The sequence below is a fragment of the Pseudoalteromonas sp. T1lg24 genome (assembly GCF_002964745.1).
Classification (GTDB): domain Bacteria; phylum Pseudomonadota; class Gammaproteobacteria; order Enterobacterales; family Alteromonadaceae; genus Pseudoalteromonas; species Pseudoalteromonas spongiae.
In genome coordinates, this window is the sequence record NZ_PQCB01000016.1 from 321411 (window position 1) to 341242 (window position 19832).

Sequence of the window (19832 nt, forward strand, 5' to 3'; positions counted from 1 at the left end):
GTTTTGGGAATGAGTGTATATAATTTTTGTGCAGGGCCAGCAAGTTTGCCCCGAGCAGTATTAGAAAAAGCGCAAAAAGAGTTTTTAGATTGGCAAGGGCTTGGCGTTAATGTGATGGAAATAAGTCATCGCAGTAGCGAATTTATAGCGCTTGCTGAGCAAAGCGAACGTGATTTACGTGAATTAATGAACATATCTGATGACTATGCTGTATTATTTATGCACGGTGGTGGTCGCGGTCAGTTCGCTGCAGTACCGCAGAATCTTCATGTTGCAAACAAACAGGCTGTCTACATCAATAGTGGCATTTGGTCTGATGGTGCATTTAGCGAAGCACAAAAGTTTACTGATGCTATTGAAATTAATGTACGCGATGATAAAAACGGCGAGTTTAATTGTTTAACGCCTGACCTTTGGCCATTACCGAGCGAAGCGTCATACATTCATTATTGCCCAAATGAAACAATCGACGGTATTGAAATTTTTGATACGGTAAAACACAGTGCACCAATCGTTGCAGATATGTCTTCAAACATTCTTTCGCGTGAAATTGACGTTAATCAGTTTGATTTGATCTATGCAGGCGCACAGAAAAATATCGGCCCATCAGGCCTTGCGATTGTTATTGTGAAAAAATCACTGCTTTCACGTGAAGGTACAGAGAAGCCGAGTATCTTTGATTACGCCTTAGAAGCTAAAAAAGAAAGCATGTATAACACGCCGCCAACGTATTCTTGGTATTTAGCTGCGGAAGTTTTTAAATGGTTAAAAGCACAAGGCGGCGTTGCAGCAATAGAACAACAAAATATCGAAAAAGCGTCATTACTTTATGATTTTATTGATAATAGCCAGTTTTATAAAAATACCGTTGCGCGTAACTTCCGTTCACGTATGAATGTACCATTTTGGCTTAACGACGAATCACAGAACAAAGCCTTTTTAGCAGAGTCGAAACAAGCTGGTTTACTTGCCCTCGAAGGCCATCGTATGGTAGGTGGCATGCGTGCCAGTATTTACAATGCAATGCCAATTGATGGCATAAAAGCGTTAGTAGACTTCATGCATAAGTTCGAACAGGAGCATAAGTAATGGAACAGTTACACTTAAAAGCGATTAAGCGTGTAAATGGCGAAGTCACGTTACCGGGCTCAAAGAGTTTATCTAACCGCATTCTATTACTGGCAGCGCTATGCGAAGACACAACACAAGTAGAGAACCTTCTCGATAGCGACGATATTCGTCATATGCTTAAAGCGCTCAATGCTATGGGCGTTGAGGTATCGCTAAATGAAGATAAAACAATAGCTCAAGTTCATGGTAAAGGCGGCAATTTCGAAACGCCTTCTGAACCACTATTTTTAGGTAATGCAGGTACCGCATTTCGTCCACTTACCGCGGTATTAGCGACTTCCAATGGTGAATATGAGTTAATCGGCGAACCTCGCATGGAAGAAAGACCAATTGGTCACCTTGTTGATGCGCTTCACGCATTAGATGCAGATATTAGCTATTTAAAAAATAAAGATTATCCGCCACTTAAAATCGTGGGTAATCAACTAGCCGGTGGTAAAGTAGAAATTGATGGCAGTATTTCGAGCCAATTTTTAACAGCACTGTTAATGGCGGCGCCGCTTTTTAAAAACAACACTGAAATCACGATAAAGGGTGAGCTTGTTTCAAAACCTTATATTGATATTACCTTAGGCGTAATGGCCAAATTTGGCGTTCGTGTTGAAAATAACGATTATCAATCATTTGTAGTGACGGGTAACCAGCAGTATCAATCGCCTGGTCGAATTATGGTTGAAGGTGACGCATCAAGTGCGTCTTACTTTGTTGCGGCGGCAGCGATTAACGGCGGCACAATTCGTATTAATGGTGTTGGCGCAGCAAGTGTTCAAGGCGATATTGGTTTTGCAAAAGTGATGGAGCAGGTGGGTGCAAAAATCGAATGGCATGACGATTATCTTGTTGTGTCTAAGGGGGACCTTAAGGGCGTAGATATCGACGCCAATGCAATCCCAGATGCCGCGATGACACTTGCAACCGTTGCACTTTTTGCAAAAGGTAAATCAGCCATACGCAACATTTATAACTGGCGAGTAAAAGAGACGGATCGGCTTTATGCTATGGCAACAGAGCTTAAAAAGCTCGGTGCAGAGGTGGTAGAAGGGCATGACTTTATTGAAGTAACCCCAACCGATAACATTCAACTTGCCGAAATAGACACCTATGATGATCACCGAATTGCCATGTGCTTTTCAATGGTGGCGGTAGGTGGTCATGATGTAATTATCAATGATCCTAAATGTACCTATAAAACATTTCCTACCTATTTTGAAACACTTGCAAGTGTGTCGGAATAATCGTCTAAAATAGAAATCACAGATTTTTCACCGTAAAGTAGCGATAATTTTTTAATTATCGCGTATACTGCGCGGCGATTTTAGTTTTGTACATTTTGGGAGGTTGTAATGTTGGGTAGTCAACCAGTAATTACAGTCGATGGACCAAGTGGTTCAGGTAAAGGAACCGTTTGCCGTTTATTAGCAAATAAGCTTGGATGGGACGTATTAGATAGTGGCGCGATTTATCGTGTTTTAGCGCTAGCAGCGAGCCACCATATGATAGCGCCAACAGACGAAGAAGCTTTATTGCCGTTAGCGGCTAATTTAGATGTGCAATTTGTGGTAGATAATGAAACCGGCAATGGTAAAATTATTTTAGAAGGTGAAGATGTTACCAAATCGATTCGTACTGAAGAGGTTGGTGGCATGGCATCTAAAATTGCCGCATTGCCGAGTGTTCGCGAAGCGTTATTACGCCGCCAGCGTGCATTTAGAAGCGAATCAGGCTTAATTGCTGATGGTCGCGACATGGGCACTGTAGTGTTCCCTGATGCAGTGCTAAAAGTATATTTAACAGCATCAGCAGAAGAGCGTGCAAATCGCCGTTTTCTTGAGTTGAAGCAACGTGGTGTTGATGTTAAAATAGACAGCCTAGTTGCAGATATCAAAGCACGTGACGACCGCGATATGAATCGCCCAGTTGCTCCGCTTGTGCCTGCTGAAGATGCAATTGTTATAGACACTACCGAACTCGATGCAAATCAAGCATTTGAGCAAGTGGTGTCTTTGTGTATCGAAAAGAATTTAATTGGTTAACTCATAGGAAGAGTTAATTTTTACAACAACCCCACGCGGCAGGATAGCCAAATGGATATTTTATTTAGAGACTTATAATGTCAGAAAATTTTGCACAGTTATTTGAAGAAAGCCTAAAGGGTTTTGAAGCAGAACAAGGTTCAATCGTTAAAGGTACTGTTATTTCAATCGAAAACAACATCGTACTAGTAGACGCGGGTCTTAAGTCTGAAAGCGCAATCCCTGCTGAGCAATTCAAAAACACTGCTGGTGAATTAGAAGTAGCAGTTGGTGATGAAGTAGATGTTGCACTAGATGCAATCGAAGATGGTTTCGGTGAAACTATCCTTTCTCGTGAGAAAGCTAAGCGTCACGAAGCTTGGATCCGTCTTGAAAAAGCATGTGAAGAGCAAGAAACTGTTACTGGTATCATCAATGGTAAGGTTAAAGGTGGTTTCACTGTTGAAGTTGACACTATCCGTGCATTCTTACCAGGTTCACTAGTTGACGTGCGCCCAGTACGCGACACAGCTCACCTTGAAGGTAAAGAGTTAGAATTCAAAGTTATCAAGCTTGACCAGAAGCGTAACAACGTTGTTGTTTCTCGTCGTGCTGTTATCGAGTCAGAAAACTCACAAGAGCGTGAAGAACTTCTACAAAACCTTGTTGAAGGTCAAGAAGTTAAAGGTATCATCAAGAATCTTACTGACTACGGTGCATTCGTTGATTTAGGTGGTGTTGACGGTCTTCTACACATCACTGATATGGCTTGGAAACGCGTTAAGCACCCAAGCGAAATCGTTAACGTTGGTGACGAAATCTTAGTTAAAGTACTTAAGTTCGACAAAGATAAAACACGTGTTTCTCTAGGTCTTAAGCAGCTTGGCGAAGATCCATGGGCAGCTATCGCTGGTCGTTACCCAGAAGGTTCTAAGCTTTCTGGTCGTGTAACTAACCTTACTGACTACGGTTGTTTCGTTGAAATCGAAGAAGGCGTAGAAGGTCTAGTACACGTTTCTGAAATGGATTGGACTAACAAGAACATCCACCCTTCAAAAGTTGTTAACTTAGGTGACACTGTAGAAGTTATGGTTCTTGAAATCGACGAAGAGCGTCGTCGTATTTCTCTAGGTCTTAAGCAATGTAAAGCTAACCCATGGCAAGAATTTGCTCGTCTACAAAACAAAGGCGACCAAGTTACTGGTAAGATCAAGTCAATCACTGACTTCGGTATCTTCATCGGCCTAGAAGGCGGCATTGACGGTCTAGTTCACCTTTCAGACATTTCTTGGAACACGCCTGGCGAAGAAGCTGTACGTGAATTCAAGAAAGGCGACGAAATCACAGCTATCGTTTTACAAGTTGACCCAGAGCGTGAGCGTATCTCTCTAGGCGTTAAGCAAATCGAAGCTGATCCTTTCAATAACTACCTGGACGCAAACAAAAAAGGTGCTATTGTTAAAGGTAAAGTAACTGAAGTTGACGCTAAAGGCGCTACAGTTGAACTTATCGAAGGTGTTGAAGGTTACATCCGTGTAGCTGACGTAGCAGTTGAGCGTACTGAAGACGCTTCAACAGTTCTTTCTGTAGGTGACGAAGTAGAAGCTAAGTTTGTTGGTGTTGATCGCAAGAACCGCGCAATCAGCCTTTCAATCAAAGCGATTTCAGAAGCTGAAGAGAAAGAAGCGCTAGATAAGCTTAAGAAAGAAGAGCCACAGTTCGAAAACGCTATGGCAGCAGCTTTCAAAAATGCTCAAAAAGACTAATTAGTCGACTTGGAAGAGCAGCTTAATAGCTGCTCTTCCTATTACAATTATAAAGGGTACTTACATGACAAAATCAGAACTGATTGAAAAACTTGCTGAACAGCACGCAAATATTCCAGCGAAAGATGTAGAAAATGCAGTAAAAGAAGTGTTAGAACTTATGGCTGATTCTTTATCAAGTTCAGATAGAATTGAAATCCGTGGTTTTGGCAGTTTCTCTCTACATTATCGTGCACCACGTGTTGGTCGTAACCCAAAAACAGGTGATAAAGTAGAATTGCAGGGCAAATACGTACCTCACTTTAAGCCAGGAAAAGAACTGCGCGACCGCGTGAATGCAAGTATTGCATAATTTGAGGCTGTTTTGACCAAAATTCTCAAAGTAACTTTTCTCCTGTGCTTGCTATTTGTTTTATTTGTATTGGGGTCGCAAAACCCACATCTGGTAAAAATTAACTTTATAATAGCAAGTGCAGAAATCCCTCTCGCTTTCATAATAAGTATTTGTTGTGCTTTAGGCCTATTTTTAGGTATTGCACTCAGTACAATTCTATTGTCAAAAGCTAAACTGCAAAACCGTCGTTTAAGAAGACAAAATCAGAAGCTTACTTCTCAAAGTCATGGATAGTTAATGATCGAATTGCTGTTTTTGTTGTTACCAGTAGCGGCAGCTTACGGTTATATCATGGGTAAAAACAATGCTAATAATGAAGCCCAACAACAAAACCAAGAAATTATTAATGAGTATAGTAAAGGTTTAAAGTTCTTACTTGACCGTGAAGAAGACCAAGGCTTAGAACACCTAATTGGTTTACTAGAAATTTCAGCAAATTCTGTTGAACATTATTTAACTCTGGCAACCTTGTTCCGTCGACGTGGTGAGTTAGACCGCGCAATTAAAGTACACGAATTACTGTTAAAACATGACGGCCTTTCATTAGAGCAAAAAAAACATGTTCTTTATGAACTTGCGCAAGATTATATGATGGCTGGATTGCTTGACCGCGCAGAAGAAAACCTTGTTTATCTGCACTCATTAAAAGATAACAACGCGCTTTGCCAGTTGATGCTATTATATTTGCAAAGTCATGATTGGGATAAAGGCATTGCACTATTTCAATCTCACGAGTCCGACTTTAACACCAGCCAATTAAAGAAAACAATCGCTAATTTTTATTGCGAAAAGGCGATTCAAGACAAAAACTTAAAACCTCTTGATGTCGTAACAGAACTGACACAAGATCTCGTTAGACCAAAGTACATGCTTGGCGAAAAGCATTTGATGATGGTGATTTTCTTCAAGCGATTAAATACTGGGGTAGTTTACTCGATAAAAATGTCGCATTCGCTCCAATTTTTTTAGATAGATTAGAAGTAAGCTACGAAAAGCTTAACTTACAAGATAACTATTTCTCTCATCTTTCTAAGCATTTAAAAAGCGATAGTGTGCTTATTAAAATACATTATTGTAAAAGCCTTATGGCCCAAGGTAAGGTTAATGAAGCGAGAAACTATATTACACAAGTTTTGCGTAAGCAGCCCAATATTAGGGGCTTTAGTTACTTATTAATGTTGATGTCTGAACAAAGCCAAGACATTAAAACAGTATTAACGGAAATAAATAATTTAGTCCAAGACTACATCGCCACAAAATCATTGTATCAATGTAACCACTGTGGCTTTACAAGTAAAAAAATGTATTGGTTTTGTCCTTCTTGTAAACATGTTGAGTCATTGGTGCCATTGAGTGGCGTAGACGGGTTTTAAACAAAACACATAATATGTTATTCCTTTTTTTGAGTTAGGATTTATTAATGAACCACGATGCCAAAGTATTAATTGCATTAGATTACGCAGATGAAAGCGCCGCGTTAGATTTTGTAAAACGCGTTTCACCACAAGATTGCCGCTTAAAAGTGGGCAAAGAAATGTTTACGTATTTTGGCCCTCAATTTGTGAAGAAGTTAATTGATTTAGGCTTTGATGTATTTCTAGATTTAAAATTTCACGATATTCCGAATACAGTCGCAAAAGCAGTTGCCGCAGCGGCGGAATTAGGCGTTTGGATGGTTAATGTACATGCTAGTGGCGGTCCAGAAATGATGCGAAAAGCCAAACAAGCACTTGAAAAGTATGGTGATGACGCACCATTGCTGATCGCAGTAACAATACTAACATCAATGGACGAAGCTGAACTAAAACGTTTAGGCGTTGATAAAACACCAAACGAACAAGTGCAGTTTTTAGCGAAATTAGCAAAAGATGCTGGCCTTGATGGCGTGGTATGTTCTGCTCAAGAAGCGTCGGTATTAAAGTCAACTTTGGGTAGTGAATTCAAGTTAGTCACCCCCGGTATTCGACCTGCTGGTTCTGATAAGGGCGATCAAAAACGCGTCATGACACCACGACAAGCAATTGATGCCGGCAGTGATTACCTTGTTATTGGTCGCCCAATTACCCAATCTCCTGATCCACAAGCGACTTTAATTGAAATAAATAACACTTTAAGTTAACCTGATTAAAGTAGTTGCACTAATGTAAATTAAGGCATTAGTGCATTCCCGTTTGAAGCTAAAAAGAATAAGAAGAGTAGTACTTCATGCGTTTTATTTTTGCAATTGCTGCTATTGTTGCAGCCTACCTAGGTTATCAACATTACGATAACGAAACACGCCAAAATGCGTTTATAGATATACTAGATACCATTAATCGCCAGCCTATTAATCAATTTGAATTAAAGCTTTCATTAAATACGCAAGTTGAGGCTCGTTGCCAAGCGATTGGTAAAAACGAAACTAATTTAGCAAAAATGGAAGAGTGCTTGAATTTAATTGAAACATATAAAGACGAATGCGAGCTGCAAATTTTCCGTTTAGCGCCTATCGAGTTCGAAGACGGTAATGAAGCATTAGATTATGGCAAACGTTATCAGAAATGTGTTTACAGTAATCAATTTGCTGATCTCGTAGATTCAACAAATCATTTATAGAAAAAGGCACGCAATGTGCCTTTTTTATTTAACTAACGTAATCTTAGTCGCGGCAAGATCAATCTTACCTTCCTTAAACAAATGACCAATGGCACGCTTAAAGTTTGCTTTACTGCAACCAAATGCTTTTTTGATGGCGATTGGATCAGACTTATCACCTAAATGAATAACACCGTTTTCCTGTGTTAACTTATCGTAAATTACATCAGATAGTTCATTTGAACCTGCAACGCCAGGCTTACTTAAACGAATATCTAATTTGCCATCTTCACGTAATTTAGCGACATAGGCTTTTAGCTTTTGACCAATAAACAGAGGTTTGAAAACTTGGTCGGTAAACACCATGCCCCAGTATTCATTATTCACAATTACTTTAAAACCAAGATCTGTACGACCAGCAACAATAATGGATACTTCTTGAGACTTTTTAAAGCCTGTTGCTTCTTGTTTAACAAATTTGTTTAGGTTTGATGAACCACATAAACGCTGTGATGCTTTGTCCAAATAAAGGTGTACTAAGTATGAGCGTGACAACTCAAATTTTGGACGCTGCTCGTTGTAAGGCACCAGTAACTCTTTGCCAATGCCCATATCAACGAACGCACCGATGGCATTAATTGATGTAACTTGGAGTAGGGCAAAGTCACCTAATTGTGCTATTGGGGTTTTGGTTGTTGCGGTTAAGTTTCCTTGCTCCTCAAATACAAATACCTCAATCACTTGTTTTACTGCTAAGCCATTGGGCATCTCTTCTTTTTTAAGAAAAACTTCACCATTACCGCTGTCATCTGTTAAATACGCACCTTCATACGCAATTTCATTAACAACTAAACTATTCATTTTACCAAGTTGAATTGTCATTATTCTTCATCCTTTTTTGGGCGACGCTTTAACGGTGCAACACCATCAACATCAAACGGTGCCGGAATAGCCTTCGCAGTTTTGGCTTTATTTGGCTTTTTGAATGGTTTTTTATGTTTGCTTATTTTTTGATTGACGGATTTTGCTTTAACATTCTGTTTTGGTTGATGTGTTTTTTCTTTAAACCCTTTAAATTTACCTACTAAGCCATCAATTTCTGAAAAACCAATACGCTTAGATAAGTAACTTTCAATTGCTTTAAAACTCTGCCAATCTTTTGCACTTACTAAAGACAACGCGTTGCCTTTAAAGCCAGCGCGTCCGGTGCGACCGATACGGTGCACATATTCTTCAGCTTGCTTCGGTAAGTCGAAATTAATAACTTGCGATACATTGAGCAAATCTAGACCACGAGATGCAACATCTGTCGTCACTAAGATTTGTGCTTGGCCACGAGAAAACGCATCCATAATAGAATTACGTTTGCTTTGATTCATATCACCCGATAACGCAAGCGTTTTATAGCCTTGTTGCTCCAAGATTTCGGATAACTTTACTGTGTCATCACGGGTTGCAGTGAACACAATTTGTTGGCCGGATTCAGCACTTTTTGTTGCGGCGATTAATAGCGCAATCTTATGATCTAAGTGATCCGCTAAGAAAAACTTTTGTGTAATGTCGTTGTGTTCTTGCGTACTGCCATCAATGGTTACGCGTTTTGGATTCTTAAGTAAATTACGTGAAAGCGCATCTACTTCGGCATGCTCTAATGTAGCCGAGAAAAATAAAGTTTGGCGTAAACGGTGATTTGCCGCTGCGTTTATTTTTTCGATTTGTTCTTTAAAACCAAGCTCTAATACACGGTCCGCTTCGTCAAGAATCAATAATTCAAGACCTTCTAAGTAGAAATTACGGTCATCAAGGTGGTCAACTAGTCGACCTGGTGTTGCAACAACAAATTGTGGGTCTTTAGAAAGCGCTTTAACTTGGTCGTTATAATTATCACCGCCAACAATTTTTGTCGCTTTTAATCCTGTGCCTGCAATAATCAAGGTTAACTGTTTATACACTTGATTCGCCAATTCACGTGTCGGCGTAATGATTAACGCACGCGGATCACGTTTACTTAACGCTTTTTGCTTACTTAAGCGTGTAATTGCAGGTAATAGAAATGCAAATGTTTTGCCCGAACCTGTTTTTGATTGGGCAAGTAAATCGTGTCCAGCAATGGCCACAGGAACTGCTTGTTGCTGAATATCCGTCGGCGTAGTAATACCAATGTGTGAAAGTTGACTTGCAATTCGCTTATCAACGCCTAAATCTTCAAAGGACAAATGTGTCTCTCCACTCAATGTGTTTGTGGCATAAAATAAAGCGTGCATTTTACATGAAAGACAAAAACATAGCTAATTAGCGATGGTTTTGTGTGCAAAATATAGACAATAGAATTGAACAGCACAAAGTTTCTGATACAATAGCGACCCATTTTGGCGCCGGAATTACGCTCCGGTTAGTATTTAAAGCTAAACATTAGGAAAATTATGTCTCAACAATACGTCGTGTGTGCCCTTTATAAATTTGTTTCTTTACCTAACTATAAAGAAATTCGTCAACCTTTACTTAATACTATGGAACAACATAATGTGCGCGGTACATTATTGTTAGCACAAGAGGGTATTAACGGAACGGTTGCCGCAAAGCGCGAGGGTATCGATGCATTATTAGCGTGGTTAGATAAGCAACCAGGACTTGATAATATTGTATCGAAAGAATCGTTTGACGACGAATGTCCGTTTTACCGCACCAAGGTAAAACTTAAGAAAGAAATCGTTACTATGGGTGTACAAGGCATTGACCCTAAAGAAGTTGTTGGTACTTACGTAAAACCAAAAGACTGGAATGCACTTATTTCAGACCCTGATGTTGTGCTAGTTGATACACGTAATGATTACGAAATCGAAATTGGTACTTTTGAAAATGCCGTTGATCCAAAAACCAAAACATTCCGCGAGTTTCCCCAATGGGCTGAGAAAAACCTCGACCCAAGCAAAAATAAAAAAGTAGCAATGTTCTGTACAGGAGGCATTCGCTGCGAAAAATCAACAGCTTATATGAAAGAGCAGGGCTTTGAAGAAGTTTATCACCTTGAAGGCGGTATTCTTAAGTACTTAGAAGAAGTTCCAAAAGAAGACACCATGTGGAAAGGCGAGTGTTTTGTATTTGATAATCGCGTTGCGGTAGACCACGACTTAAACAAAGGCTCATACGATCAGTGTCATGCGTGTCGTATGCCTATTACCGAAGAAGAAAAGCAACTTGAAGCTTATCAAGAAGGCTTATCATGCCACCATTGTATCGATACAGTAAGTGACGAGCAACGTGAGCGTTTTGCAGAACGTCAAAAACAAATTGAGCTAGCAAAAGCGCGTGGCGAAGGCCACATAGGTAACGAAGCACAAGAAGCTATCATCAAACGTAAAGCTGAAAAAGCCGCGCGTAAAAAGGCACAATCTGAAAAAGCTTCATAACAATATAAAAACGTTGTTTTACATTAAAATCCGGTGGCGTGTAGTCATCGGATTTTTTATTCTTTCAATAAACACTACTCAATAATAAACGCAAAAAAGCACGTGTGATAAAGCGTTAAAAAATAGGGTGGTTTTTATTTCCTTAAAGCACCTTCCTGTAAAAATGTGAATACTGGTATCAAATATACTATGGGTTTATAAAATTCTTATCTATTGATGAGCATTCAGTAAAAACATGGCCTGATATTTGTAAATCAACATACGTATTTAACTGTTCGCACAGCGAACAACATAAAGGATAAGGGATTATTATGTTGTTATTTAGCACATCATCAACCAATGCAGATCACAAGATTAAGCAACCAAACCACAACAACAACGTTAATGAAAATAAAACTGGCAAGGAAATGCCGTTAGCTGATGAAAATTCGGCAACATTTAGCCCCGTATTGACAAAAGAAATGCCCAGTCAGACTGCATCTGAAACATCACAAAAGTATCAAAATAAAAGCATGTTTGAATCAGATCGCAACGCGAGTTTTTTAGAAAAAATTCAAGAAGCGATTTTAATGCAACGACTCGGCGTCGATCTGGAAAAAGTGAAACAGTTGAAAGAAAAAATAGCCGAACTTGAAAGCATGCTCGAAACGGGTGACATTAGCCAAGAAGATTTTCAAAAACAAGTTTTCGCATTAGAAGAAATGATTGCTGAGGAATATCAAAAAGGCCAAGAACGACGTCAAGAAAAGGAATTAAAACAAGCCAATGAGACCCAAAGTACCAACGACGAATCGTTAACTTCTTAGCTTAACTGGTTGTGTTATTTTTGCTTACTAAAACTTTTCGTCACAGTTACTCATTTTTAAGTCGAAATACCATATCACGAGTGAAATTGTTAATTTTATTCATGAGGCAATATAATTTCCTCATTTATTAGCGTACATACTTAAATTGTCACTATGTATAAAAAACATATTTAAGTAGATGTTTTAAAAAGTACGGCACTAACAAACAACGTGCATATCCTTGTTAACGAGTTATTTAAACGCAAAGTGTTACATCATTTTAAAATAAGAAACTAACGCATTCACAGCCTACATAAATAAAGCACTTACAATTATTAGACACATGTATTTAAATATATTTTGTGTTTTTGCCGTTAGCTGGTTGATTTCTTCCATACCATTCAAGTTTTATGTTTAAAATCTAATTAATTAAAAATTTAAAATCTAGCGAAGATGAAGTTATTAAGATGTGAGGTTTGACATGGATTAAGAAGTTAAATCATGGATTGAAAATAATGAATGCAACTTAACTAGGAAAAGTAATCAAACAACAATACGCTCATAATGTATAGTATGTGATTGAAGAGGAAATGATAGTTTCCTCTTTTTTATTAATGGGTTAAGTTGGCATACAAAGATGTCAAAGTGACAGTTATATGTGTAACGCCCATTGTTGATGCGCTTGTTAGGGTTACGGTAATGGCTCGCCAAATTCATCAATTTTTTTGCCCCATTTATCCATCATTGTGCCGCAGCTATTGCAAGTCCAGCCCCCGTAAAATTTTTGATATTGATTTTTGGGCAGCCTAATTATTGGCATTTGTTTATTACAGGTAGGACAATTCACTATGTTTTTCAGATTTATGCCGTGTTTAGACTTTTTAGCATTCTCCACTTTAAAGTAGAGGTACAAGCCCAAGATTGGAACTAGTGATGTAACTATAATCGTCAAATACAATCTTGTAACCCTAACGCCTTGCTAAGAGGCGCAAAAATGCTTGGCTAAAATTAGCGACGAAGGAGCACAAGCCAAGCGTTTTGCGTCCTTTTGAGTAACTTGTTAGCTGTACTTATCACCAGACCAGAAAAATTGTTCGATTTCTGCTGGCTCACAAGGCGAGTCTTGTTCATTAATATCATAATCAATATTGTAGAAACCACCACCAGTTTTATGACTACCCCACAAGACAAGCTTATTTGAGAAGAGCTCTTTCAAAAAGTCCATAATTTCCGCTGAAACTTGTTGATACCTTTCTTCCTTAGTTATTGTTTGGTCGTAACATGCTGCGTGCCAATGGGTAAAACTACCAACGAATACGATAATTTCATCTAGATCATCTTCAAGTTCAACATTCCCTATACGGTCGTTTGGCCCATTAATGATTAAAGTATCACCACATTCATTGAGAGAGTATTCAAGTGAAGGGAACTCTTTACGAATATTTTTCTCAACTATCTGCAACAGCATATCTATCCTTGTACAGCTAACAGTTTATTAAGAGGCAAGTTGCCTCTTTTTCTACCGCAACATCGCCTGTTTACATTCTAAAGCAATTTATAACACTAATAATTAATTGTTACTAGTCATATAGTTATTTGAAAATTAACATTTTATAAGTTAAGGAAAACAGGAAAATTGCCTGTTAATACTATTAAGGGTGAAATAATCATTAAGAAATTGAATAGGTATAATTTTTACTTCAAACAACTAAGAGTTTGATGTGTGCGCAAATTTCATTAGTAAACAAATTGGGCTGAAACAAGGTGGCTCATAACATGTAGTATGTGATTGAAGAGGAAATACATATTTCCTCTTTTTTATTAAAGAGTTAAATAAATGTTTAAATATGTCAAACTGACATTTAGGTGTGTATCTTAAGTGATTAACATATTATACATTAATTAATTTTTCTCTAAAAATAGTGCCTTCCCAAACAAGGCGACTGGCTCGTTGGGATGACACAGCTATTTAGTAATCGCATTTATGAAGTGTTGCCTCTTTAAAAGTACCACGCTCCAATTTGTCATTAACGAAATACTGAACGGTGACATCACCGTTTTCAAACCCATTAATTTTTAAAGCATCAAGAATTTGCTCTTCCCCAATAACACCAGTTACAGTCATTAGAGGACCACCAGATTTTAACTGTACTACATCACCTTTTTGAAAACTCATTAAATTTTCCTTTAATATTTGCTGCCACCATTAGCAGTATGTAAAACATGGTGATACTTGGTGGAATTTCAAGACTGCCTAAGAATTTAATATCAATACAGGAGCACCTTATAGACAATGAACATAAATTCAATGATTAAATATTCGCTAAATTCAACCTATATAAAAATATAAACTTTGGAATAAAAACCGAATGATCTAATAAAATTTTACTGGTCTAAACGAGTTTTAGGTAATAACTCTTCAATTAAATTTTTAAGTTCTTTTGCAAGTTCTTCTTTTTCAGAATTAGTCTTATTTGCTTCTAAGTCCTCAAACATACCTATAGCTTTTATAAACTCTTTGTAGAGTACATCTGAGGTGTAATATTTTGATTTCAAAAGAGTGCGTCTGATTTCTTGATAATCCGATATTTTAAATTTGTAACCCTGTTGTACTAATTCGTAATATAAGTCATTTACAGCTACGGCAAGCAAAAATCTTTGATGTAGAAATACATTTTTCTTGTTCTCTTTTATAGCGTTCCAAGCACAATATGCGGCAATTGATGAACTTATTGCAGATATAAATGGAGCAAGCACTTTACAAATTTCAAATAAAGACATGATCTTCCTAAACGAATTATAGTGATAATAAGGGAGCTTAAAGCTCCCATAATTTAGAACTTGTGATAGATATACACTGGAGTTAACTTAAAGCCTCTAGAGTTTTATCTTCAAACCAAACAAAATATTCACCAAACCTTTTACTCTTTTTAAGCTCACCACCCAAAGCTTGTGATTTTTCAGTGAGAGAATGCTTATCACCCTCTAGACTTAAGTAACCATTAGATACCATCATTTCTAAAAGCTCAGGTGTTTTGACCCCTAATTTTTTAGCAATCTTAGAAGATGAGAGCTTACTGTTTACATCAGTTTCTTCACTAGCTTCAGAGGAAATTTTCTCTAGTTTAACTCTAACCTCATCACTAATTCTGATAATGCGCTGTGCCTCATCATATGCATCACGATACAATTCTGCGTCGTCATCTCGAGAAACATATATACCCATTTCATTATTGTTAACTTGGCTAAATTCGTACAAATTTAAGCTAGTAATTATGCATGAAGATTCATTGATGTAGCACTTAGCATGTAAATTTTTACAAAAACTAGTTCTCACATAAGTTAACTCATTAAGCCAACTAATCTCTTCAGGTTGCAACTCACTCTTGCCATACACGATTCGAATATCGAGCTTTAGGCGATTTTTGTCTTCTAACAACTCTTTAATTCGTTCATTTAACTTTAAAAATGGACTTATCAAAATTAAACGTTCAGATGATGATTTGATTAGTTCTTCGAGGTAATAGTTGGTTGCGCTTGTATTTAGAAATTTTGCCATTGAATGTACTCCTTGACTCAATGCAATTTAATAGAATTGACAGTCTTAACTTAAATTAAATCAGCCAGTTTTTCTAGCTAATTTAGCAACTATATCCAATAGTGCATCTTGTATATCATCACTGTTGGATAGTTGTTCTAATTCAGAGATCCTTTTTCTTGCCGTTTTAAGTTGTTCCGTAGCTCTGTGTGCAGCCCATTTGTAATTATGCAAATAAGCTAACTCGCCAGAAGTAACCTTGCCATAAGGGGAGTGCATTACACCATCTTTATCGATATAGGCATCATGCCAGCCATTCGAATTGGGTAAATATCCTCGATACATAATGTCCGTCAGTATTCTCACCGTTCCACACACACGGCCAGTCTCGATATAACGCCTTATTTGCCTTGGTGATTTCCCAAGCTTTTTAGATGCTAGTTCGTAATCAGTGCCAAATAATGAGTAGAATTGACTTTCAAAGTCTACCTTAACCATTGTTAACTCCTTATATTTCAGTGGTTAAGGGGTTGAATTATTGTTTTCATAGGATTGTATGCAATTACATTTAAGTACCGTGCACAGGGTGTTTACGTGCACATGTGGTAAAATTTTTGCTCCCCCCCTATTAGTATTAGGGGGGAGGGCTGATACATCGGAGTTAAATTTATACATTGTTTTGGTTTAGCAGGGGGCGAACCAGCCACTTTTATACAAGTGTTGCTGGTTTTGCCCTTGTCGATTTGATGTACAGGTATTGATATGTGGCATATTGGTTTTGCATCAGGGGCAAGCCCCTAATAACCCCTAAACAGCTTTAGCAAATCGGCCTGTTTTTATGCTCTTAGCCATGTAGGGAACATGATAGGGGTTTTCTATACAAAACTCGGCCGTTTGTTTGAATTCAATTTCAGCGTTTACAGGAAGCCATAGGGTGACTTTTTTAAGGCCTTTTTGTTTCATCTTTTCTTCATATCGTTTATTTCGATTCATAATGTCACCAGTGACGTATTGTTAAATTGTAAATCTAATAGCTATGATTCCGCGCTACGCTCAGGCTCCGCTTGGCGCGGAATCAAAGCTATCTGTTTGTGGTGGTTGGTATCTAATTGGATTACAAAGCGCCTTATATTCAGACTGGCCTTGTTGTATCGATACGTTACAAATACCATAAAATTTCGTTGTATAACCCATTTCTAATAAGTCGATATTGTTTAACGATAGTTCGCCATAATCGGGAGTTTGTAGCGTGAAAATAATATGTCTCGAAAGCGCTGCACCGTCGCGTTTTTGAACAACACCAGAGACAAATATATTTGACGCATTGTAAGGCAGCTCTAGAACAGGAACGCTGCTATCACTAGTCGAAACACTAGCATTACGACTAGAAACACTAGTAGCTTTTTGAGTAGTTTGAATAGTATTCGAAGTGGTGTCTTTAGATACAGTTTTAGTATCTGAATCACCGGAAAGAAAAATAAATGCAGCAATGACCCAAACGAGTATCGCAGCACCCATAATGGCGAGAGGAAGACTTGCGATATTTTTACCGCGTCCCGCTGTAATAGCGCCCGTTGCGGTTGATTTGTAGCATTTGTGGACATCGAGCGGGACTTTCTTCCAGTTTGTTGCGTCACCTTTTGTGATTGTTTTGCCGTCGAGTTTTGCTGCGTGTAGGTGGATTCTGGGGCGTCTGTAAAAGTATGGAATCCAACTAAGTCCTGAGAAGTATTTGTGGCAATAGGCTTCTTCTGAGACGTTTCTGATGTACTTGTGAACGCTTGTAATGTCAGGGGTTGCGACGACGATATCCCAGTTGTATTTACGGTGTCGCATGTAGGCTTCTTTGAGGTTTTTAGGGTATATAATGTGGCCATGTTCGTTAAATAACTCCCGTCCTGTATCATCAACATCAGCTGATGAAAGCTGTTCTGGTTTGATGCTGTCTAGCTTTTCTATGTGGTAGTCGTACCAATGCGAAGGTAATAAATCTTTAAACGTTGATATGTGTTTATAGACACATTCAATCTCTGGTTTGAATGTACGCTCTGTGGGATAAACGTCTTGCACCTCATCAATAAGAATCAATGCGCCTACAGGAGCCCAACAAAACCAATTACGCCATAGGTTCAAACCGTCTTCATTTTGTGAAGATAAACGCCATAATTGCGCGGTTTCTGGAAATTCCTCCTGTAGTGCGATTTCGATTTCTTCAAGCGGATAAATACCCTCAATGTTAGTTATAACAATGCGACCTTTGCGAAGCGCTGGAATGATTTCAAACCATGTTGCGGTAGCTGATTTAAACGAACCTGGTGGACCATGAAATATTGATGCGGCCATTACATGAACCTCATAACAAAGCGAGAAACGCCCGCTTGAATAATGAAGTTAAGACCATCAAAAAAACGTATATCAATAAGCATTGCTTTTACGTCCTGAGGTAACGACTCAGCTTGTGAAATTATGCGGCTTGCTATGTCGTAGTTTTCTAATATACGTTCAGCAACAGACCATGACAGCTTTACCATTTCAATCTTCACTGCAATGTAGCCTATCGTTATATATTCAATGTAATAGGAATACATTCGCTGTATAAAGTTAGGTACGTCTGATTCAAAGTAAGACCATAAGTCAGTAATGAAATCACCGTGCATTTGTGCCACGCCTTGCTCGCCTGTGTAAGTGTCGGCCAGTACAAACAACGGTAAAAAAAGCATTATTAGTAAGAGTGTTTTAGTCTTCATTCCCATAATAAAATCCCTAAAGCAATGATTGAACAAACCAATAAAACGATTGGCGCAAGTTGTTTAAAGAGGTTCTCAGATAAGCGTTGTGCGCCTACCTCTTTTTGGTGTCCGTGCCACTCAATTGTCCGTGATTCATACGTACCAGAAATGCTATTACTGAAGTTGAAGCGATCAGTTACGTCATTCTGAATTTGTGTGTAAACGTCAGTTAATTGCTGTTTTTTGTTTTCAAGTTCTGTAACTAATTGCGCCTTATCTTCCTCTGTGAAGAAGTCATTTAAGCCGCCAGTTTTGCGGTTAGATGTAACTGAAATTGAATCGTTATTTTCACAACCGTCTGGATTGTCACAAGGCTGTGGCTCTGTCTGGCCATCACCCAACTTATCACCAAGCTCTTTTAATAATCCGTTTGTTTCTTTGAGTAATGTGTTTGTATCAGCACTTTTTGAAGCTGTGTCGTACGTATTATCTTTTAGGTCTGCTAGAAGCTTATTTGTGTTTTGTGTTTCATCAACAACTTGGTCAAGGCGGTCTATTTTTGCTTCGTTAGCGTTCACGATGTTTTCATTAATTGCGTCTAAATTGTCGTTAGTTTTATTGAGTGCGTCTAATTCGTTTGTATCGTCAGTGTTATCGGTATCAGCTGCATCGGGTGGTGTTTCTGGGTCGTCAGTTGGGTCTGGGTCATCAGTCGGGTCTTCTTGCGGTGAGTCAGCAACACAGGCAACGGCTTCCTGTGAAGCGTATTCAAAAGGTTTTGTGAACGAACCTGTTTCATCAGTTGTGATTTTGCATTGTGTGCCATCAGGATTATAAAAGCAGTGCTGTTCGATTTTATTTGATACACCGAGAACTGGAATATCATCAGGTGATTCATCAGGGCAATAATTGTGGCCTATATCATTTGCGTTATAACACCAACGCGCTGTACCAATTTCATTATCTTTTAGAATAGGGCCTTGATCGTAACGATGGTTATTTGCTGGAGGACATTTGTAAGTAGGGTTTTCGAAAGGTGTATTACCCACTGCTATGAACTTGCGAAAATCATAGTGTATGCGAGGTTGGCTTTCTGGCGTTTGCCATTTCTTTTGAACAACACATTCAATAATTACATCATTCTCCCTTTCATCAGCAAAACAATCAGGTGTACCAACGGTACTATGATAATAGTAATAACCAATGGGGTCATAGGTTTGCTCAGCAAGTTTATTGCTCGCAAATTCCATGCATGATTTTGTGTCGACTTCATTGATTACGTAACGATTATCTACGATGCAATTAGCCCATTTTTTGACAGGAGTTAATTCGGCGATAACTAACTCGTTATCTGTTAAACCCATGCGCTCAACAGCTATTTGTGATTGTGCAAGTGCGGAAAATGTTAAAAGTATAAAAATTGATAAATAGCGCATAATTCACCGATAAAAAGGCGGGAAAACCCGCCGTGTTATGAAGTTCTTACAGCTGAA

At 38.4% G+C, this 19832-nt stretch carries 21 protein-coding genes and 1 pseudogene; 11 read left to right on the forward strand and 11 right to left on the reverse strand.

Features of this window, described 5'->3' with window-relative positions:
* Positions 1-9 precede the first annotated feature (9 nt).
* From serC to C2M30_RS08855, 9 genes and pseudogenes are all read left to right on the forward strand, one after another.
* Positions 10-1089: a 3-phosphoserine/phosphohydroxythreonine transaminase gene (gene serC / locus C2M30_RS08815; RefSeq protein ID WP_105171371.1), complete on the forward strand. Its 1080-nt coding sequence runs from the start codon at positions 10-12 to the stop codon at positions 1087-1089.
* Complete coding sequence (gene aroA / locus C2M30_RS08820; RefSeq protein ID WP_105171372.1) at positions 1089-2366, forward strand: 3-phosphoshikimate 1-carboxyvinyltransferase; 1278 nt, start codon at positions 1089-1091, stop codon at positions 2364-2366. Before serC ends, aroA begins: the two co-directional genes overlap by 1 nt.
* A gap of 108 nt (positions 2367-2474) precedes the next feature.
* The gene (cmk, locus tag C2M30_RS08825; protein ID WP_010560086.1) at positions 2475-3164 is read left to right on the forward strand and encodes a (d)CMP kinase; all 690 of its coding nucleotides are present in this window, start codon (positions 2475-2477) and stop codon (positions 3162-3164) included.
* Between the two features lie 77 nt (positions 3165-3241).
* On the forward strand, positions 3242-4909 hold the full coding sequence (gene rpsA, locus C2M30_RS08830; protein ID WP_010560087.1) for a 30S ribosomal protein S1: 1668 nt from the start codon (positions 3242-3244) through the stop codon (positions 4907-4909).
* A 64-nt stretch (positions 4910-4973) separates the two neighbouring features.
* Positions 4974-5261, forward strand: a complete 288-nt coding sequence (gene ihfB / locus C2M30_RS08835) for an integration host factor subunit beta (RefSeq protein WP_010560088.1) — start codon at positions 4974-4976, stop codon at positions 5259-5261.
* A 69-nt stretch (positions 5262-5330) separates the two neighbouring features.
* The gene (locus tag C2M30_RS08840; RefSeq protein ID WP_232732291.1) at positions 5331-5537 is read left to right on the forward strand and encodes a LapA family protein; all 207 of its coding nucleotides are present in this window, start codon (positions 5331-5333) and stop codon (positions 5535-5537) included.
* Between the two features lie 3 nt (positions 5538-5540).
* Positions 5541-6676: pseudogene (locus tag C2M30_RS08845) on the forward strand (lipopolysaccharide assembly protein LapB).
* 47 nt (positions 6677-6723) lie between these two features.
* Positions 6724-7422, forward strand: a complete 699-nt coding sequence (pyrF, locus tag C2M30_RS08850; RefSeq protein WP_105171373.1) for an orotidine-5'-phosphate decarboxylase — start codon at positions 6724-6726, stop codon at positions 7420-7422.
* 86 nt (positions 7423-7508) lie between these two features.
* The gene (locus tag C2M30_RS08855; RefSeq protein WP_105171374.1) at positions 7509-7898 is read left to right on the forward strand and encodes a hypothetical protein; all 390 of its coding nucleotides are present in this window, start codon (positions 7509-7511) and stop codon (positions 7896-7898) included.
* Positions 7899-7922: 24 nt separating this feature from the next.
* Here C2M30_RS08855 and C2M30_RS08860 read toward each other — a convergent pair whose 3' ends face one another.
* Both C2M30_RS08860 and C2M30_RS08865 read right to left on the reverse strand, forming a co-directional pair.
* Positions 7923-8759: a CvfB family protein gene (locus tag C2M30_RS08860; protein ID WP_105171375.1), complete on the reverse strand. Its 837-nt coding sequence runs from the start codon at positions 8757-8759 to the stop codon at positions 7923-7925.
* Positions 8759-10093, reverse strand: a complete 1335-nt coding sequence (locus tag C2M30_RS08865; RefSeq protein ID WP_105171376.1) for a DEAD/DEAH box helicase — start codon at positions 10091-10093, stop codon at positions 8759-8761. The genes C2M30_RS08860 and C2M30_RS08865 overlap by 1 nt, the downstream gene beginning before the upstream one ends.
* Before the next feature lie 207 nt (positions 10094-10300).
* On the opposite strand from C2M30_RS08865, the gene trhO reads away from it, so the two are divergent.
* Both trhO and C2M30_RS08875 read left to right on the forward strand, forming a co-directional pair.
* Positions 10301-11287, forward strand: a complete 987-nt coding sequence (gene trhO / locus C2M30_RS08870; protein WP_105171377.1) for an oxygen-dependent tRNA uridine(34) hydroxylase TrhO — start codon at positions 10301-10303, stop codon at positions 11285-11287.
* Between the two features lie 311 nt (positions 11288-11598).
* Positions 11599-12093 carry a hypothetical protein gene (locus C2M30_RS08875; protein ID WP_105171378.1) on the forward strand — a complete coding sequence of 165 codons (495 nt, stop codon included), beginning with the start codon at positions 11599-11601 and terminating at the stop codon, positions 12091-12093.
* A 1039-nt stretch (positions 12094-13132) separates the two neighbouring features.
* Here the strand turns inward: C2M30_RS08875 and C2M30_RS08885 are convergent.
* The 9 genes from C2M30_RS08885 to C2M30_RS08925 form a co-directional block, all read right to left on the reverse strand.
* The gene (locus tag C2M30_RS08885) at positions 13133-13540 is read right to left on the reverse strand and encodes a hypothetical protein (RefSeq protein ID WP_105171380.1); all 408 of its coding nucleotides are present in this window, start codon (positions 13538-13540) and stop codon (positions 13133-13135) included.
* Between the two features lie 501 nt (positions 13541-14041).
* Positions 14042-14248 carry a YodC family protein gene (locus C2M30_RS08890; protein WP_105171381.1) on the reverse strand — a complete coding sequence of 69 codons (207 nt, stop codon included), beginning with the start codon at positions 14246-14248 and terminating at the stop codon, positions 14042-14044.
* A gap of 209 nt (positions 14249-14457) precedes the next feature.
* Complete coding sequence (locus tag C2M30_RS08895; RefSeq protein ID WP_105171382.1) at positions 14458-14853, reverse strand: hypothetical protein; 396 nt, start codon at positions 14851-14853, stop codon at positions 14458-14460.
* 82 nt (positions 14854-14935) lie between these two features.
* Positions 14936-15631: a phospholipase D family protein gene (locus C2M30_RS08900; protein ID WP_105171383.1), complete on the reverse strand. Its 696-nt coding sequence runs from the start codon at positions 15629-15631 to the stop codon at positions 14936-14938.
* Between the two features lie 60 nt (positions 15632-15691).
* Entirely contained in the window at positions 15692-16108 is a 417-nt protein-coding gene (locus C2M30_RS08905) for a hypothetical protein (protein WP_105171384.1), read from the reverse strand.
* Between the two features lie 309 nt (positions 16109-16417).
* Entirely contained in the window at positions 16418-16603 is a 186-nt protein-coding gene (locus C2M30_RS08910) for a hypothetical protein (protein ID WP_105171385.1), read from the reverse strand.
* 60 nt (positions 16604-16663) lie between these two features.
* Positions 16664-17953, reverse strand: coding sequence for a zonular occludens toxin domain-containing protein (locus tag C2M30_RS08915; RefSeq protein ID WP_105171386.1), 1290 nt, complete (start codon positions 17951-17953; stop codon positions 16664-16666).
* On the reverse strand, positions 17953-18363 hold the full coding sequence (locus C2M30_RS08920) for a DUF2523 family protein (RefSeq protein WP_105171387.1): 411 nt from the start codon (positions 18361-18363) through the stop codon (positions 17953-17955). The genes C2M30_RS08915 and C2M30_RS08920 overlap by 1 nt, the downstream gene beginning before the upstream one ends.
* Positions 18354-19775: a hypothetical protein gene (locus tag C2M30_RS08925; protein ID WP_105171388.1), complete on the reverse strand. Its 1422-nt coding sequence runs from the start codon at positions 19773-19775 to the stop codon at positions 18354-18356. Before C2M30_RS08925 ends, C2M30_RS08920 begins: the two co-directional genes overlap by 10 nt.
* Positions 19776-19832 lie beyond the last annotated feature (57 nt).

Bases quoted from the DNA above. Each gene is read 5' to 3' on its own strand.
- C2M30_RS08905 (WP_105171384.1), bottom strand. From the start codon at position 16,108: ATGGTTAAGGTAGACTTTGAAAGTCAATTCTACTCATTATTTGGCACT.
- C2M30_RS08910 (WP_105171385.1), bottom strand. From the start codon at position 16,603: ATGAATCGAAATAAACGATATGAAGAAAAGATGAAACAAAAAGGCCTT.
- ihfB (WP_010560088.1), top strand. From the start codon at position 4,974: ATGACAAAATCAGAACTGATTGAAAAACTTGCTGAACAGCACGCAAAT.
- C2M30_RS08890 (WP_105171381.1), bottom strand. From the start codon at position 14,248: ATGAGTTTTCAAAAAGGTGATGTAGTACAGTTAAAATCTGGTGGTCCT.
- pyrF (WP_105171373.1), top strand. From the start codon at position 6,724: ATGAACCACGATGCCAAAGTATTAATTGCATTAGATTACGCAGATGAA.
- cmk (WP_010560086.1), top strand. From the start codon at position 2,475: ATGTTGGGTAGTCAACCAGTAATTACAGTCGATGGACCAAGTGGTTCA.
- C2M30_RS08925 (WP_105171388.1), bottom strand. From the start codon at position 19,775: ATGCGCTATTTATCAATTTTTATACTTTTAACATTTTCCGCACTTGCA.
- C2M30_RS08920 (WP_105171387.1), bottom strand. From the start codon at position 18,363: ATGGGAATGAAGACTAAAACACTCTTACTAATAATGCTTTTTTTACCG.
- C2M30_RS08915 (WP_105171386.1), bottom strand. From the start codon at position 17,953: ATGGCCGCATCAATATTTCATGGTCCACCAGGTTCGTTTAAATCAGCT.
- C2M30_RS08855 (WP_105171374.1), top strand. From the start codon at position 7,509: ATGCGTTTTATTTTTGCAATTGCTGCTATTGTTGCAGCCTACCTAGGT.
- C2M30_RS08885 (WP_105171380.1), bottom strand. From the start codon at position 13,540: ATGCTGTTGCAGATAGTTGAGAAAAATATTCGTAAAGAGTTCCCTTCA.
- C2M30_RS08895 (WP_105171382.1), bottom strand. From the start codon at position 14,853: ATGTCTTTATTTGAAATTTGTAAAGTGCTTGCTCCATTTATATCTGCA.
- aroA (WP_105171372.1), top strand. From the start codon at position 1,089: ATGGAACAGTTACACTTAAAAGCGATTAAGCGTGTAAATGGCGAAGTC.
- C2M30_RS08875 (WP_105171378.1), top strand. From the start codon at position 11,599: ATGTTGTTATTTAGCACATCATCAACCAATGCAGATCACAAGATTAAG.
- C2M30_RS08900 (WP_105171383.1), bottom strand. From the start codon at position 15,631: ATGGCAAAATTTCTAAATACAAGCGCAACCAACTATTACCTCGAAGAA.
- rpsA (WP_010560087.1), top strand. From the start codon at position 3,242: ATGTCAGAAAATTTTGCACAGTTATTTGAAGAAAGCCTAAAGGGTTTT.
- C2M30_RS08860 (WP_105171375.1), bottom strand. From the start codon at position 8,759: ATGACAATTCAACTTGGTAAAATGAATAGTTTAGTTGTTAATGAAATT.
- trhO (WP_105171377.1), top strand. From the start codon at position 10,301: ATGTCTCAACAATACGTCGTGTGTGCCCTTTATAAATTTGTTTCTTTA.
- serC (WP_105171371.1), top strand. From the start codon at position 10: ATGAGTGTATATAATTTTTGTGCAGGGCCAGCAAGTTTGCCCCGAGCA.